The organism is Streptococcus sanguinis, from assembly GCF_050220005.1.
In the GTDB taxonomy this organism is placed as follows: domain Bacteria; phylum Bacillota; class Bacilli; order Lactobacillales; family Streptococcaceae; genus Streptococcus; species Streptococcus sanguinis_Z.
In genome coordinates this window covers 1,025,118-1,042,541 of the sequence record NZ_CP071413.1, presented here as the reverse complement: position 1 = coordinate 1,042,541, position 17,424 = coordinate 1,025,118, and the positions used below count along the sequence as shown (strand labels likewise).

Sequence of the window (17,424 nt, the reverse complement as noted above, 5' to 3'; positions counted from 1 at the left end):
CTGATGCTTGTTTAATAAAATACTGCTAAATCTTCATTCAGCTTCTTCATGTAGTGTTTGTGGACTATGTAAGACAACACAGCTAAGCCTGCTAAAACTAGAGCAACTATCACATAAATTACCAGAGGCGCAAGAACATTGGATATAAAGAAGAGAAGAGTAATGACAATCAACATTCCTAAAATCAGAGCGATGGCTAAGAGAGTTTTCACCATATTATTATCTCGGCTCATCAATTCTGTGACATTGGACCAATTAGTCACAAAATGCTTGTAGTCTCGGTAGTAACCCCAAGAACTCCACATTAGGCTAATTAAGGCCCAAACAATCACCATGCCCAAGAAAGTCACTGGATGCATACCGGAAACAAGGCTAGTTATCAAAAGCAAGGTCAAAGGCAGGATAGACTGGACGGCAAAGAGCTGCCAAAACTTCAGACGAATATATTGCTTCAAATCAAAGGGGAGAACCTTGAGATAATCAAAATTTTCCCTTTCCAGAGAAATCCCAATAGCAGTAAGGTTGCTACCGCCTGAGTTTAGTGTTGCAATCAAAACAGCCAGAGCAATCATTGGCAAGAGAAAGCGCGGTCCCAGATAAGAAGTCAAAGACAGGCCGCCTTGTATCATCCCCATTCCCATACTGAAAATAACAATGTAAGGGAGAAAGGCCGACATAAAGATGGTCTGCATAATGACAGAACCCTCGCTCAAGAGCCTGATATTGTAGCGCCAGACAAACTTTTTGAGATTTTTTGCTTCCGCAATATTGATGTCATGCACGCGCTCCCGCTTTCCTACTGAAGAACCCGTCATGAGAGCCGCCTCATAAAACTCTGGAATCACCTTGGTCTTTACGATAAAAAATAGAAGAGCCGCAACTGCCACCCATCCCAAAAATCCCAGCAAGGAAGCTGCATGAAAAGGATGAAGGATAAAATCATAAAAGGCTTGAACTGGCGGGAAGAAAGCTTTAACCTCTGTACGATTTACAACGCTTCTGCTGTTCATTTGATTAATCATAAAATAGAGGAAAAAGGATCCGACGGAAACAAGAGCCAGAATGACATTGGACAGGATGGTCTTGTACTTTCTGAAAAATGCTGTCTTGGTAATGAAATGGACGGCAATCAAAATCAGAAAGGTGATAACTGAACTTAAAATAAAAATAGCAAGCAGAGCCAAGGGAAGCCCAAAGAAAGGATTCCCACCTTGAAAAGCCAAAACCAAGAAATAACTGAACATAGGCAAAATGGCAATCAGCAAGGTCAGGATAACCGAAATGCTTTTTCCGACAATGATTTCTGTTTCGCTAAAAGCGTAGGGACGATAAGACTGCAAGTCCTTGCTTTCATAAAAGACATTGTAAAAAACCAGAAAGCCCTGAGACATAGAAAAGAGAGCAAAAGCGGAAACCAAATTGGCAAAGAGACCAGGATTGCCAACTAGTTGGTTCAGGGAGCCCATCAAACCGAAAAGAAAGAGATAGACCAGTCCTAAAATCAGATACATGCGGATGGCCTTCAGCGATACATTGACCTTGCGCTCAGGATTCTTAGCTTGCATCTTACGGTACTGCTGCAGCTGAGATGGCTGAATGGCATAGAGGATGTTGATATCAACGAGTTTTTTTATAGCTTTAATGCGCATCAGGACTCACCTCTTCTCTGCGGCCTGCTAGACCAAGATAAATGGTTTCAAGAGACTGTTCTGGATGTTGACCTTTTAGTTCTTCAATCGTTCCGTAGAAAATCAATTTCCCTTTTTTGAGAATAGCCACCTTATCACAGAGCTGCTCTGCAACTTCCAAGACGTGGGTTGAAAAGAGAACTGTATTTCCTTTATCTGCATGCTGGCGCATCATCTGCTTGAGGTCAAAAGCTGCCTGCGGATCAAGACCAGTCAGCGGCTCATCCAGCACCCAAATATCCGGGTCAGACAAAAGAGCCGCTATGACAAAGACTTTTTGCCTCATCCCATGAGAGAATGAATCAATGACCTCATAGCGATGAGAGCCAAAGTCAAAAATATGGAGCAGATTTCCCAAACGCTCTTCTACTTCTGCATTTGTCATATCGTAAGAAGTCGCTACCAGCTCCCAAAACTCATTGGCAGTCAGGCGCAAAAATAGATCTGGTGAGTCAGCTACATAGCCGATTTTTTTCTTGATTTCCAAGCGATTAGCGGATAATTCTTTCCCATCTACAAAAATCTGTCCGCTGCTAGGATTGATGACGCTGACCAATGACTTAATGGTAGTAGATTTTCCGGCGCCATTGTGACCAATCAGACCGACGATTTCTCCACTTTGCAAGGTCAGATTCAGCTGATTGAGAGCTACCGTTCCTTCATAAACTTTAGTGACATCTTTAAATTCAATCATAAGAGAGCTCCTTTACCGATTTCTATACAGATTAGTATACTCTTTTTGCGGCTTTTTGTCTAAGCTAAAAATGTTTCATGTTCAATTTTAAAAAGATTTTTCAAGTTATAAAAGAGCTAAGTTTTTATGATAGTGAAAAAAACAAACGATTGCGCCTTTCCTCTTCTTTTGGTACAATAAAGCCAATCAGTGAGAATGAAGAGGAAAATTTATATGGAAAACCAAACCTTAATGCAGTATTTTGAATGGTATCTGCCAGATGATGGTGAGCATTGGAGTCGCTTAGCGGAAGATGCACCAAACTTAGCAGCGAAAGGAATTCGCAAGGTCTGGATGCCACCAGCCTTCAAAGGAACAGGCTCTAATGACGTCGGCTATGGTGTATACGACCTTTTTGATTTGGGTGAATTTGATCAAAAAGGGACCGTCCGCACAAAGTATGGATTGAAAGAAGAATACCTCCGAGCGATTGAAGCACTTAGCCAGAACGGTATCGAAGCTATTGCAGATATAGTCCTCAATCACAAGGCCGCAGCAGATTACAAAGAGCGTTTTACTGTTGTTGAAGTTGATCCAAATGACCGAAATGTAGAAATCTCAGAACCATTTGAAATAGAAGCATGGATGCATTTTGCATTCCCCGGCCGCAATAAAGCCTACAATGACTTCGAATGGCACTGGTACCACTTCACCGGCACTGACTATGATGCCAAAAACAACAAGTCAGGCATTTTTCTCATCCAAGGGGACAATAAAGGTTGGGCAGATGATGAGCTAGTAGACAATGAGAACGGCAACTACGATTATCTCATGTATGCGGATATTGATTTCAAGCACCCTGAAGTCATCCAAAATCTATACGACTGGGCTCATTGGTTCATTGAAAGCACTGGTGTTCATGGCTTTCGCTTAGATGCTGTTAAGCACATTGATTCATTTTTTATGAAAAATTTCATCCGCGATATTACTGAAAAATACGGTGAAGATTTCTATGTCTTTGGGGAATTTTGGAATAGCGATGAGAAGGCTAATAATGATTATCTAGAAAATATTGACTACCGCTTTGACCTAGTCGATGTCAAGCTCCATCAGAATTTATTTGATGCCAGCAAATCTGGAGCAGACTATGACCTGCGAACTATTTTTGATCAGACACTTGCAAAAAATCATCCTGAATCGGCTGTAACCTTTGTGGACAACCACGATACTCAGAGAGGTCAGGCTTTAGAGTCTACAGTTGAAGAATGGTTCAAACCTGCGGCCTATGCTCTCATACTTCTAAGAGAAGCTGGATTACCATGCGTCTTTTACGGAGACTACTATGGCATTAGCGGAGAATTTGCACAAGAGAGCTTTCAAGAGCTACTGGATAAACTCCTAGACATCCGCCTCAATCTTGCCTATGGCGAGCAGAACGACTACTTCGACGATGCCAACTGTATCGGCTGGACCCGCCAAGGCAAGGACGATGGTCAGCCAATCGCTGTCCTTATCAGTAATGACCAAGCAGCCAGCAAATCCATGCTTGTCGGTCCAGAATGGGCTGGCAGAGAATTCAGCGACTATCTAGGCAACAGCTCCCAAATCGTAACCATTGACGACCAAGGCTGGGGAGAATTTCCTGTGGAGGAAAAATCAGTTAGTGTCTGGAGTGTTAGGTAATCAATTTTCTTACATATAACAAACTAAAAACCGATTCGCAGTACACTGACGAATCGGTTTTTAAGTTTCTAGCCTTTGAGATAGCTGAGGAAGAGCTCCTGTTTTCTATAGAATTGACATTACATAAAAATCCACGCCAATAAGATAGAATGAAGTTCACCTACTCAACCAAGCCACTCCTTAGATATGCATCCACCATACGCTCTGTCGCAACAACTGAATCAATATGGGTACGCTCATAAGAATGGCTGGATTCGATGCCAGCGCCTAACAGAGCATGCTTGACTTCTGCTCCTGCGCTCATAGCTGCAGAGGCATCTGATCCGTAAAATGGATAGATGTCCAGTTTATAAGGAATGTCTTGCTCCTTGGCTAAATTTACCAAATGCTGACGGAAGCCATAGTGATAAGGTCCTGATGCATCCTTGACACAGATGGAAACCGTATACTCATCTGTCTGCTGGTCGTCACCCATAGCCCCCATATCAACAGCCAGATACTCTACAGCTTGCTCCGGCAGGCTTGAGTTAGCCCCATGACCAACCTCTTCAAAGACACTGAAAGCAAAATGAGTCGTCACCGGAAGCTGAATATTTTCTTCTTTATAAACTCGCAAAAGATTGAGCAAAATAGCTGCGCTGACCTTGTCATCCAGAAAGCGAGACTTGATAAAGCCTGACTCGGTAACTGTGGTACGAGGATCAAAGGAAATAAAATCACCGACTTCGATTCCTAAATCTCGTGTTTCTTTCTCATTCGTCACCTTTTCATCCAAACGGACTTCCATATTGTCCTGAGTACGTTCAACCGTCCCAGCATCCTTATAGACATGGCAAGATGTCTGGTGAACTAAGATAGTCCCACTGATAGTCTTACCATTGCTAGCCACATGGACTAGACAGTTTTCTCCTTCAATCATGTTCCAAGGGAAACCACCAATCCGATCCAGCTTGAGACGACCGTCAGACTTAATAGCCCGAACAATAGCCCCCAGTGTATCCACATGGGCAGTCACTACCCGATGCTGGGCATCATTTTCACCCTTAACCACAACATGAACGCCGCCTTTATTGGTCCGGACAGGCTCATAGCCCATTTTCCCCAGCGTTTTCACTAGATAGTCTGCCACCTCAGCCGTAAAGCCTGTTGGGGAAGGAATAGCCGTTAATTCTTGTAAATATTGAACAGTTTGATTCATGAATGTCTCCTCATCGTTTTTCTTTATTATAGCATAAAGAAAGCCTAAGCTAGTAGTTTTTCAGCAGGCTTTTAAATGCAATAAAAACTCCTCAATTACTATCGCTGTACTGCTGCTCTTTCTCCTCTTGGACTTCATTCTTTCCCAACTCCCAAAAGAAGAGATTTCCTAACAATCCTAAGAGAAAAAGCAAGAGAGGAATGGCATAAGGTGCTAGGGGATTATAAGCTTCTCCAGCACTAATTTTCATCTGAGAGCCATATGGAGCTATCAACTGATAATAATTAAGACCGCAAAACAAAATCGAAAAGAAAAAGATAGAAAAATAAAGCCGATAGAGATGCCCTAGCAGCTGTCCTTTGAATAAATAAGTAATTTCCCCCATCAGTATTGCAAAATTCATAACAGCAACTACAAAATAAGCAATGACAATAGGAACTAAAAATAGAAAAAGGTAAAGATAACCATAAGCAACTCCCGGCTCTGGCTCAATTCCCGAAGAACCATACTGATAAACCAGTAGATATAAAAATAGGGGCAAAAAAGGAATCACCCTAAACTTCTTATTTTTCATCAACATCTCCCTTTAAATAAAGAAACTTTTTCTTATCTTATTATAACAAATCTTCTTTATAAAACAAGAATTCACTTTTATTTTAAAGTATTCATTGACTGTAAAATCAAGCTTAGCAAATATCAGATACCGTAAAAAAAAAGCCATTCAAATGTCTGTTTACTTTAGAGTTTATAAGTTTAAACATCAGTACATTATCGAGAATAGGTAGTGACAAACACAAGAAAAAATCATCTCAGCTAGCTGAGATGATTTGTCTGGCTAATATTAATTAGCTTTTTTGAAACGATAGACAAGAGCTGATAAAAGAATCAGTGCAAATCCTGCTGCTATCGCAAAGATAGATGTTTCACTGCCAGTTTTCGGCAAAACTTTTTTGCCAGTTGCTGATCCACGAACATCTTTTCCATCTTTATCTGACGAATTACCTGGGGTTCCATCAGTTGAACCGCCTGGTTTATCACCAGATGATGACGGTGGTGGTGTCGAATCTGAAGAAGATGGTGGTGGTGTTGGTCCTTGTGGACGTCTAGCTTCAAATGTCCATGTGCCTGTAAATTTGACATCTGAGCCTGCAATAGTTTTACTATCCGCGTCATATTTAAGGAATTTCCAAGTACCTCCAGTTACTTCAATAGAATCCTTAGCTGGCTGAACCGCTTGAACGGCAGCACCGTCTGTGTATTCATTAGCATCGGTCGGCAACAATTCTGTTACCTCTGCTGGTAAGGTGCGATTCGGATCTTCGCTTACAAATTCATACGTTACCTTATATTTCGGTGCTGGAGTGAAATTCCATTTACCGGTAAATTTAAGGTCCTTATCCGCAACAGTCTGTGCATTCGTTTCTGCATAGCCTTCGAAAGTCCATGTGCCTTCAGTAACTGTAACACTTGTTTTAGCAGGCTGCCTAGCGTCTACATTAGTACCACTAGTGTAGCGATTAGTATCTGCTGGAAGCAAATCAGTTACTTCTTTTGGCAGGTTTGGATAGGCTGGGTTAGAGCTGAGAAACTCATAGCTGACACCATAGTCTTTATAACTATTGGTGAATGTTGGATTGTTGTCTGTAATAGCAGCTTCCAATTTAGCGTTGTTTTCAGTCACTGTGACAGTCACAGTATGTTCTTTACTGTCGTATGTCACTCCAGCTTCACTTCCAGCTACTTCTTTCAGCTTGTAGGTATAAGTCCCCTCTTTATCATAGGTGATTTCAGGAAACTTGATATTACCATTGGCGTCATTTGTTGCTTGAAGTTCCACGTTATTTCCGCCAACTTCAGTCAGCTTGAAAGTGTACTTATCAGCTTCAAGTGCTTTACCATCCAGAACTTTCTTAGCGGTAATTGCTGCACTTGTTGGCTCTAACTTGTATGTATTAGTGAAAGCCTCACGGTCATAGGTAACCGCTGCTGTCTTGACGCCGTTATTGTCTGTTACAGTAACAGTGACATTGATGTCTGAATTGGCATCGTTTGTCACACCTGGCAGATTGCTCGCTCGTTCACGAATGACATAGTTAAAGGTTCCCTCATTTTTGAAACGAAGTTTCTTAAAGGTGACGGCACCGTCTTTGTTTGTCACCGTTTGAACAACTTTGTCGTTGTCATCCTTATTGATCAAATCAAAAGTAAATTCACCATCTGCCAAATTGCGGCCAGTCAATTCCTTTTTGACTTTGAAGATAACTTCATCCGAACGGGTACCTTCCCCGACACCATCAAGAGTTGTCAAAGGTGCAAATGGACGTGATACTAAATCTGGCATCTTTTGTCCATTAGCCGTAACGGTTACATCGTTAAAGGCTTTTTTGGTCACCTTATCAACTGGCTCTGTCAAACGTGTCCGATAGATAACATAAATACCTCTTCCACTCAAATCCCCAGCATTAACTGTGAAATGATTGGAGTCTGTAATTGAAACGACATCGCTTGGGTTAAAGGATTTACGTGTGCCAGAAGCACCTTCCCACTCAGTAAAGTAGTAACCTGTAATCCCTGAATCTTCATCCAGCTCTTGACCTTCTGGAATAGCGTCCTCAATGACAACTTGACCAAGATTTTGGACATCACGATTGACACGGATACGCCAGTTGACATAGTTAGGATCCTTAGAATCCTGAACACCCCACTTGGAATACCCCTGAGGTTCTTCATCAACCTTGATACGCTTCAGCCTATAGGTTCTAGCACCTGGGAAATTAACTTCTTGCTCTTGGTCATAAGGCATATTATCAGCCCAAACCACTGTGAAAGAAGATTGAATACGCTTGGTATCTGGCATTTTCGCAAAATACTCAGCATTTGTGACTGTAATGGTCGCTGTATTGGTAACAGGATCTGTCACCAACTTGGCAACAACAGTACCATCCGGTGCACTTATGTTTTCCTCCAAAGTTCGCTCAATTTTGAACTGTGATGGAACACGATAAACCATGGTATCACCATTATTTAATACTTTGCTATCCTCAAATGTATAGGTCGGAGCAATGTAAAATTTACCTTCACCGTAGCCTGTATCCTTTAAAGGATTAGTATTAATAGTGACATCTGTAGTTAGCTGATAATCACTTTCACCTAACTCTGCAGCAGAAACCCTAGGACTTGAGCTTAACAAGGGAAGAAAGGTTGATACCAAAAGCAGCAAAGTCATCAGAGCATGAGACACTTTATGATAAGTTTGTTTCACCTTGAATGCGGTCCTCCTTCTTTTTATATTTTATTTTAGACAAATGCTGGCAGGCACACCATCACCTGTCTACCCCCTCATTTTCAGCCGGTTCTAAATCAAGATTTATTACCAAACTAAAAATGATAGTACTCGTATATGATAAGCAAATATGACATATACATATCAATTATAACATAAAAATTATAATTTACGCCTTGTAAACTACAATTTTTATTAGCATTTTTCTATTCTTTGTCTACTTTCGTTACAAAAAAGTTACAAATTGTTTTTTTATCTAACTCGGATGGATTATTATTGATATATTAGAAATAGATGGCAGAAAAAATACCTAGACTTTTTTAGTCTAGATATTTTTAAATGTATTTCTGAAAAACATTTTGCCGCTTACTTATTAAAGATTGACTGTCTGAAGTCGTCTGTCTCACGAATATAAGCATTGTAAATCTTCTTCTTGAGCAAGTTGACCCAGCTAGCATCAACACGGCTGGTAGCATTGGTAATGTTTCGTACATCCTCTGCTACTGCTTCGTCCATCAGCTTCTGCATCTCTTCATAAGAGCGAATAGTTACTTTCTTGGTACTGCTTGGGTTTCTGAGCTCGTACTCAATAGTGATTGGCTTGAGCTTAATCAGCTGATCAATCCGCTCCTTATACATAGCTTTCTTGAAGACTACCCAGGAATCATATTCACCCTTGAATACATTTTCCAAGACTTTCTGGTCAGTTACGAGACCAACATCTCTTCCGGACCATCCATCCCACGTTTTCTTACCTTCATCAAAGGCTTCCTTAGAGTACTTACCAGAAACATACGGGATAAATCCTTCATGGTAACCCTTGGCTGCTAGTAACTCATATGCTGTGCGGCGGAACATAACATCACCCGGAGCTCCATTTGGATTGCTCAAAGCTGAGTAGATTGGTGAGAAGAGGCTGAGACTGAGATAGCCATTTCGTGCATACCTACCACTTTCCTTATTCTCCCGACGAGTGATAACATCATTTTCAATCAGAGAGTTAAAAGTCTTCAGCTGCTTGATTTCCTCAGCAGTAAAGCTTCGCGTCTGGTTACCGGCATGGGTCTCCTTACCATACTTATCTGTAATATAGTAATTCTCCATCTTCCTGAACCACTGGAGTTTAGCATCATCACTCTGCTTCAGCATAGAAGTACCTTCTAGGTAATCCAGCGTGTAAATCATGTCAAACATACCATGGACATAGTGTTGCAGGTCTTCTGCATTTTGAACGCGCTCCTTGAAGTTATATGTGTGTAGACGCGTCTTAGAATCCTTGTCCACCTTAAAGAGGGTATTGAGCGTAATGGTTGCCTCATCCGCACTTGGAGTGGACTGCAGGAGCCCGCGAGCATAAAGCTCAGCTCCCAGACCTTCGCGGCGGCCATTGCCCTCAAAGTAAATGCCACCGTCAGAGTTATGGGTCATTTCATGCGTGTAGACAGAGTTACCATAGTCTTCTAACAATTTAGCTGCATCAAAGTGGGTTACATTTCCTGTCGCATAGGCATTATAGCCCTTGCTAGGATACCACTTGCCGGCTGGTCCAAAGAATTCCTGCATAGCCAGTGATTTTTTGTCATTAGCTGGAGCCCAATATTTTTGACCATTCTTGTCAACCAATGAGAATCCATCGTAAACCAGAACAGAACGGAAGAGCTTGTCCTTGCTTTCATCGCTTAGAATTTTATACCAGAAGTCATAGTGATCGCGCTGGTATTCAGCTGTTTTTCTCACTCGGTCTTCGACAAATTCCGCTAGCTCTGCATCTGTCCGAACCCTGCCATTGGCATCAAGGCGATAACGGTCATAAGCCCCCATGGAGATGGTAGACATATTGGAGATAGCATAGACACCCTTCTCAGTCATGGTCAAGAGTGGCAAGAGCATGCCCTTGTGTTCCCAATTATCAGCAGTAATTTTGTCGTAAACGCCGACAGAATACTTACTCTTGTCTTCGGCTGCATCCTGAAGCTGTCTCGCTTCTGCTAAATCGGACTTAGCCTCAACGATGTAGGCCTTTGTATTGGTCTTGAGCCATTCATTATTGCTCTTGTCCGGCAGGAAGAGCTGACGATAGCCTTCCAGATAGTTGAAGAGTCCTCGTTTACCAGTCGCTTCAGAAAGTGAGGCATCATAAGCCATATAGTTGTTCTTAGCTTTAAGATTGTTCATGCCTGACTTACCAAGTGAAATGATGGTATCTAAGGTTGAAGCATTATGATTTCCAAAGAAGTCAAATTTATAGGCTGACAAATCCTTGACATTGATATTGTCATAGTTGATATTATACCAACGATTGAGATAGGTCAGACCAAGTAAGAAGGCTTCTTTATTGTCTTTAATTTGCTGAGCTATATAGTCTGCTACAACATTGCCTTCCGTATTGATAGACTTGTCCATAGCCAGTACCTTGCGTAACTCTTGTGACAGCTTGGTCTTGACTTGGTCAAAAGCCGTATCCAGATAGAGATCATCCAGAGAAGTGTCAGCATTCACGCCTAAAACAGTTCGCATAGTTGGTGAGTCAAGGACAACCTTGTTCAACTCTGGCAGCACTTGATTGAGAATTCTGCTATAGTCTGATAGGAAAGCCTCTGGAGTATAAAGGAGGTCTAAGCCATTTACACTGTACTCTGCAATTGCCTTATATTTGAAATCTCCCTTATAGGTCAGATTCAGGTAATCAACCGTATTATCCTCAAAGTGCAGCATCAGACGGTTAATTCCGGTCTTGTTGCTATTGATATCAGTGATAATCTGGTCACCCTTCATCGGAACAACATCCAGCAAGTACTCTGTATTGAGCTTGTGATTATCTGGAAGTTTATTTCCATAAGCAACGATGGTCTCCTTATTGTAGAATGGAAGGAGCTTTTCCATGTTAGCATAAGCTATCAGACGGTCTTCTCGAGCATTCTTTTCCTGAGCATAGTTGACAGAATAAAGGTTGAGATTCGTGTCTTCTAGCGTGGTCGTAATGTCTAAGCTAGCCAGCTTCTCTTCTGCCTGGTTCAGAGTCAGTGTTGATGTGACAAACTTGTCATTTTCCAGTGTTTTATTTCCTTCAACGGCATAAGCTTCTGTGATACGGTTGTTCTCATATCCCTGATCGCCAGAAATACTGTAAACATTTGTACCGCTGACATTGCTGATGACCTTATCGATCAAGCCATTAAAGTAATTGGAGCCAACCACGCCACCAATCTGACCGTTTTTAGTAGAGTTTTTGATTTTTCCAGCTACATAAGAACGACTGATGCGGGCATTGTTTTCTAAACGGCCAACCAGACCACCGAAGCGTTGGTTGTTGGCTCTAGCGCCTGCTAGAATAGTCACATCTGCCCTGCTTTGGCTAATCAAGGAGTTTCCTCCCTTAAGATTGGCAACCAAACCACCGACATTGTATTCTTTACCCTGTTTATCATTTGACACGATAGTTCCAGTAAAGGAGCTATTGGTAATTTGCGTATTGTTAGCAATAACGACCAAACCTGCCACCTGTGAAGCATTTTCTTTTACTTCTACTCTACCTTGGACTGAAACATCTGTGATTCGAGCATTTTCTGCATTGCGAGCCAGGGCAGCTGAGTCGTAAGTACCGACAATATTGACCTCTTTCAAATCCAGATTAGAAATAGAGGAACCACTCTTGAGATTTTCAAATAAAGGCTTGGCTAGATTATAAATAGCGTACTGCTTGCCATTATGGTTACCTGTCAGACTGCCTGTGAAGTTCCCTTTGAGGTAGACATAGTCTGCAGGTGCCAGACTAACTTCGCTAGCATCCAAATCAGCTCCCAGAACATAGTTGCCAGCCATATTTTGCTTCATAGCGTCTACCAAACCAGCAAAGCTAGTGTAGGCATTTTGCTGGCTAGGAACTGCCTTACTGATATAGAAGTCATAGCCAGACTTATAGCCTGTCTCACCTTCTTGGACCAGCTCAGGCAGAGAGACTGTCACCTTATAGACATCCCTGCCATCCTTATGACTTTCCGCTATGCTGTGAACCGGCAGGAGCATTTCCTTAGATTCACTTGATTTGACTTTGACGAAGTAGGTAGACAGATCTGTAGGCATAGAGCTCATGGACACGACGCGCTTAAACTGGTCGTTTTCTTTTCTGTAAAACTCTGCCGAATCAATATCTCGGAAGGCAATCTTCTTGTATTCCAATTCAAAATTGCGGCTGTCCGTTTCAAGTTCTGTTAAGCTGCCATTATCCAGTTCATAAGTCAGTTTAGTTTTCAGGGTATAGCCTGTGTAGTAGTCTAAGTCGCCAATCTTCAGACTTCCTGCGAAATTGGTAATCGGAAGAGTGCGAACAAGCTGATCTCCCTTGTACAATTCTGCAGTTGCTGAACGGAAGGACTGGGTCTGGTCTTCCAATCTATATTGAACCGTAACCGACTTGTCATCTGCATTTTCTGTCAAACTTAGAATAGAAACTGTCGGCTTGACTTTAGGCACTCCATTTAGAGCTTCCTTGGCTGCTGTCAGGCTAGCAAATGCTTGATTGACCTGCACTTGTGTTGCAGTTTGATTGTTCAGAACTCCTTCTGCCTTGGTCAATTCGTCAGTATAAGCTGTCTGCTTATCTGAATCCGCATTTTTATATTTAGCACTTGTTTTAACAGTTGGATTTAAATCGTACTCGTTTTGAAGAACCGTTTTGACAACCTCAAGACCGCTTAACTGAGTCTTGGCTTGATTGATTTGTTCCACCAGTTGGTTGACTTCTTCTTGGCTAGCATGTGATCGGTTCAGGATTGCTTGACCTGCTGTCAAAGCAGTATCATAGCTAGATTGATGGCTCTGACTATCGTTGAAATAACGTGCCTGAGCTTTAATCTGATCTGCTTCTGCTAATAGATTGTGTAGTGGAATTAAATCGAATTCTTCTAAAGCTTCTGCTTTTGGTGCATCGTCCGGTACCATATGTGGCTTAGCTGTTCCGACTTTGACAACTTGCGTCACTGGAACTAGAGTCTCTTCATTAGATAGTTCTTGACGATCAATTTCCTGACCGTTGGAACTGTAGACACGGGTCTTGATGGTCCGCTCGCCTTGCACTCCCGGTGTTGCGATTTGACGGGCATCTCGTACAAGCTCGTCTGTCTCTTCTTCGCGAATGGTGAAGTTAATCTTCTCAACTCGCGTTTCGTCGGTGTAAGTCAGTGGATACTCTGGTAACACGTCTGCTTTCGGAGCTTCACTTGGCAACATGTTTGGCTTAGCTGTTCCGACTTTGACAACTTGCGTCACTGGAGCTAGAGTCTCTTCATTAGAAAGCTCTTGGCGGTCAATTTCTTGACCGTTAGAGCTGTAGACGCGGGTCTTGATGGTCCGCTCGCCCTGAACACCCGGTGTTGCGATTTGACGGGCATCTCGAACCAACTCGTCCGTTTCTTCTTCACGAATAGAGAAGTTGATTTTTTCAACTCTAGTTTCGTCGGCGTATGTCAGCTGATATTCTGGTAAAGCCTCTGCTTTTGGTGCATCACCTGGTACCATGGTTGGCTTAGCCGTGCCGACTTTGACAACTTGCGTTACTGGAGTTAGAGTTTCCTCATTCGAAAGTTCTTGGCGATCGATTTCTTGGCCATTAGAACTGTAGACACGGGTCTTGATTGTTCGCTCACCTTGCACACCTGGAGTTGTGATTTGACGGGCATCTCGAACAAGTTCGTCCGTTTCTTCTTCACGAATAGTGAAGTTGATTTTTTCTACACGAGTTTCGTCGGTGTATGTTAGAGGGTATTCTGGAAGAGCATCGGCTTTCGGTGCATCACTTGGGACCATGGTTGGCTTAGCTGTACCAACTTTGACAACTTGCGGTACGGGAGCTAATGTTTCCTCATTAGATAGCTCTTGGCGGTCAATTTCTTGACCGTTGGAACTGTAGACACGGGTCTTGATTGTTCGCTCACCTTGCACACCTGGAGTTGTGATTTGACGGGCATCTCGAACAAGTTCGTCAGTTTCTTCTTCTCGAATTGTGAAGTTGATTTTCTCTACTCGAGTTTCATCCGTGTAAGTCAGCGGATACTCTGGAAGAACTTCTGCTTTCGGTGCATCACTTGGTAACATGTTTGGCTTAGCCGTACCAACTTTGACAACTTGCGTTACTGGAGCCAAGGTTTCCTCATTAGACAATTCTTGGCGGTCGATTTCTTGGCCGTTGGAGCTGTAGACGCGGGTCTTAATCGTCCGCTCGCCTTGGACACCTGGAGTCGCAATTTGACGAGCGTCCTGTGGCAATTCATCTGTGTATTGTTCTTCAATATTGAAGTTGATTTTCTCTACTCGGGTTTCGTCCGTGTAAGTCAATGGGTACTCTGGAAGAGCATCGGCTTTCGGTGCATCACTTGGAACCATGTTTGGCTTAGCAGTTCCGACTTTAACAACTTGCGTTACTGGAGCCAAGGTTTCTTCATTGGACAGCTCTTGGCGGTCAACTTCTTGACCGTTGGAGCTGTAGACACGAGTCTTAATCGTCCGCTCACCCTGAACACCTGGAGTCGCTATTTGACGGGCATCTCGAACAAGTTCGTCCGTTTCTTCTTCACGAATTGTGAAGTTGATTTTCTCTACACGCGTTTCGTCTGTATAAGTCAACGGGTATTCTGGCAAAGCGTCTACTTTTGGTGCATCATTCGGTACCATATTTGGCTTAGCTGTTCCGACTTTGACAACTTGCGTTACTGGAGCCAGAGTTTCCTCATTCGAAAGCTCTTGGCGGTCAACTTCTTGACCGTTGGAACTGTAGACACGAGTCTTAATCGTGCTCTCACCCTCAACACCTGGAGTCGCTATTTGACGGGCGCCTTGGACTAGCTCGTCCGTTTCTTCTTCACGAATAGTATAGTTGATTTTCTCTACGCGCGTTTCGTCGGTGTAAGTTAGCGGGTATTCTGGTAGTTCTTCAACCTTTGGTGCGTCAGCCGGAATCAGGCTTGATTTACTTGTTCCGACCTTAATAATCTGAGTGACTGCTGCAAGAATTTCTTCATCCGATAAAACTTGGCGGTCAACCTCTTGGCCATTCGAGGTATAGATACGAGTGGTAATAGCCCGCTCACCCTGGACACCTGGTGTGACAATTTGGCGACTGCCTTCTGGAATCTCATCAGTATACTGTTCTTCGACGGAAAAATCGATCTTTTCTCTTCTTGTTTCATCCGTCGCAGTCAGCTCTAATTCTGGAGCTTGATGCATGGGTGCTTCATCTGGTGCGGTACCATAAGTTGTTAGTTCCGGAACTTCTTGTACTGGCGCTGTATCTGGTGCAGTGCCATACGTTTTCAATTCGGGAACTTCATTCACAGGTGCGGTATCTGGCGCAGTGCCATAAGTTGTCAATTCGGGAACTTCTTGCACGGGTGCTTCATCTGGTGAGGTACCATAAGTTGTTAGCTCTGGGACTTCTTGAACCGGTGCTGTATCTAGCGTTGTGCCATAAGTCGTCAATTCGGGAACTTCTTGCACGGGTGCTTCATCTGGTGAGGTACCATAAGTTGTTAACTCTGGAACTTCTTGTACTGGAGCGGTGTCTGGTGCGGTACCATAAGTTGTTAGTTCCGGAACTTCTTGTACTGGAGCGGTGTCTGGTGCAGTGCCATAAGTCGTTAGCTCAGGCACTTCTTGAACCGGTGCAGTATCGGGCGTCGTTCCATAAGTAGTCAATTCAGGGACTTCTTGAACTGGCGCCTCTTTTGGCACAGATTTTACTGCAGCAGTTCCAACCAGCACAATTTCTGAAACTGGCTCTGCAGTTACCTGGTCTGAAACCACTTCGCTTTTTACAATTTCTTTACCTGCAATATAATTGCGAGTGACGACAGTACGTGTACCAGCGACACCTGCTCGAATGACCTGAGATTGCCCCTCTGCGAGTTCATTTGAATATTGGTATTCTGTTTGATAAGGCAGGACTTGGGTTTGGCTGCTTTCTTGGCTCTTGAATTCCAGTTCTGGTACTTCAGTGACTGGAGAAAGCCGAGCAAATTCGCGCTCTTTGGCAGCAATGATTTCTCTTTCTTGCTCGGTTAGTTTCTCTGTCTCAGTAGATACCGGCTTGTTGGCAGCACTCGGATTCCCAGAAAGGCTAGCAGATTTGCCCGCCTGCTGATCGACTTCAACAGCTGACAAGTCCTTCTGTGCCGTAGGAAGCTGATGACTTCCTGCTGCGTTCTCCTTGCCCTGTTCACCGCTTTTCAGATAGCCGACATACTCAAAACCAGCAATCTCTAAAGGCTCCGGCAGCTTATCTCCCACTGTCAAATCCAGCCTTTGATTGTAGGCGGCTAATTCAATATTGGTCACTGCAAATACAGAAGGAGCTAGGAGAATAGAACCTAGACCCGTCACTAGCAAAATAGAAGACAGGTATCGCTTGCCATTTCTACCTCGTGCAATTACTAAGACTGCTAAAGTCAGTCCAGCAGCTGCAAATGTCGCTTCCCACAGACTTGAGTAGCCCGTCTTTGGCAAACTTTTTGCCGAAAGCCCCTGGGTCTTAGGACGGTAAACCAGATAATAAGCATCAGAGTTTTCTTCCACAAACTTTGGAAGCTCCTTAACAACTGCATTCTTCTCAGCTTCAGTCAGCTCAGACTCTACTACGTAGTGATACTGGACTGGAACGGTTTTGCCGGCTGAGACTTCTGCAGCCTCAACCGTGCTTATATTTCCCCCTATTGCGGTACTCAAAAAGAAGCTTCCGATAGTGGCGGAAACCAATCCTACTGATAACTTTCTAAAAGAATAACGCTGGAGCGTATCGCCAGTGATTCTTTTTTCCATAATAATTCCCTTTTCTCCATATAATAATCTCTTAAAATTTTACAGAATTTCCTACAAAAATTCAATGCTTTTGCTTAAAAATATATCTTTG

General features: G+C 43.0%; 7 protein-coding genes. 1 reads left to right on the top strand and 6 read right to left on the bottom strand.

Going from position 1 to position 17,424, the window contains the following annotated elements; all coding sequences use genetic code 11:
- Positions 1 to 11: 11 nt before the first annotated feature.
- A complete protein-coding gene (locus J1C86_RS05000; RefSeq protein ID WP_125406784.1) occupies positions 12 to 1,649 on the bottom strand; it encodes a hypothetical protein in 1,638 nt (545 codons plus the stop codon).
- Positions 1,639 to 2,382: an ABC transporter ATP-binding protein gene (locus J1C86_RS04995; RefSeq protein ID WP_002906701.1), complete on the bottom strand. Its 744-nt coding sequence runs from the start codon at positions 2,380 to 2,382 to the stop codon at positions 1,639 to 1,641. The genes J1C86_RS05000 and J1C86_RS04995 overlap by 11 nt, the downstream gene beginning before the upstream one ends.
- Positions 2,383 to 2,577: 195 nt before the next feature.
- On the opposite strand from J1C86_RS04995, the gene J1C86_RS04990 reads away from it, so the two are divergent.
- A complete protein-coding gene (locus J1C86_RS04990) occupies positions 2,578 to 4,044 on the top strand; it encodes an alpha-amylase (RefSeq protein ID WP_125406790.1) in 1,467 nt (488 codons plus the stop codon).
- Between the two features lie 160 nt (positions 4,045 to 4,204).
- On the opposite strand, the gene J1C86_RS04985 is transcribed toward J1C86_RS04990, so the two are convergent.
- From J1C86_RS04985 to J1C86_RS04970, 4 genes are all read right to left on the bottom strand, one after another.
- Positions 4,205 to 5,242 (bottom strand): M42 family metallopeptidase, encoded by a 1,038-nt coding sequence (locus J1C86_RS04985; protein ID WP_061592875.1) that lies wholly within the window; start codon positions 5,240 to 5,242, stop codon positions 4,205 to 4,207.
- 91 nt (positions 5,243 to 5,333) lie between these two features.
- A complete protein-coding gene (locus tag J1C86_RS04980) occupies positions 5,334 to 5,822 on the bottom strand; it encodes a hypothetical protein (protein WP_061592874.1) in 489 nt (162 codons plus the stop codon).
- 261 nt (positions 5,823 to 6,083) lie between these two features.
- Complete coding sequence (locus tag J1C86_RS04975; RefSeq protein ID WP_125406793.1) at positions 6,084 to 8,504, bottom strand: SHIRT domain-containing protein; 2,421 nt, start codon at positions 8,502 to 8,504, stop codon at positions 6,084 to 6,086.
- Positions 8,505 to 8,891: 387 nt separating this feature from the next.
- Positions 8,892 to 17,333: a ZmpA/ZmpB/ZmpC family metallo-endopeptidase gene (locus J1C86_RS04970; RefSeq protein ID WP_125406796.1), complete on the bottom strand. Its 8,442-nt coding sequence runs from the start codon at positions 17,331 to 17,333 to the stop codon at positions 8,892 to 8,894.
- Positions 17,334 to 17,424: the final 91 nt, after the last annotated feature.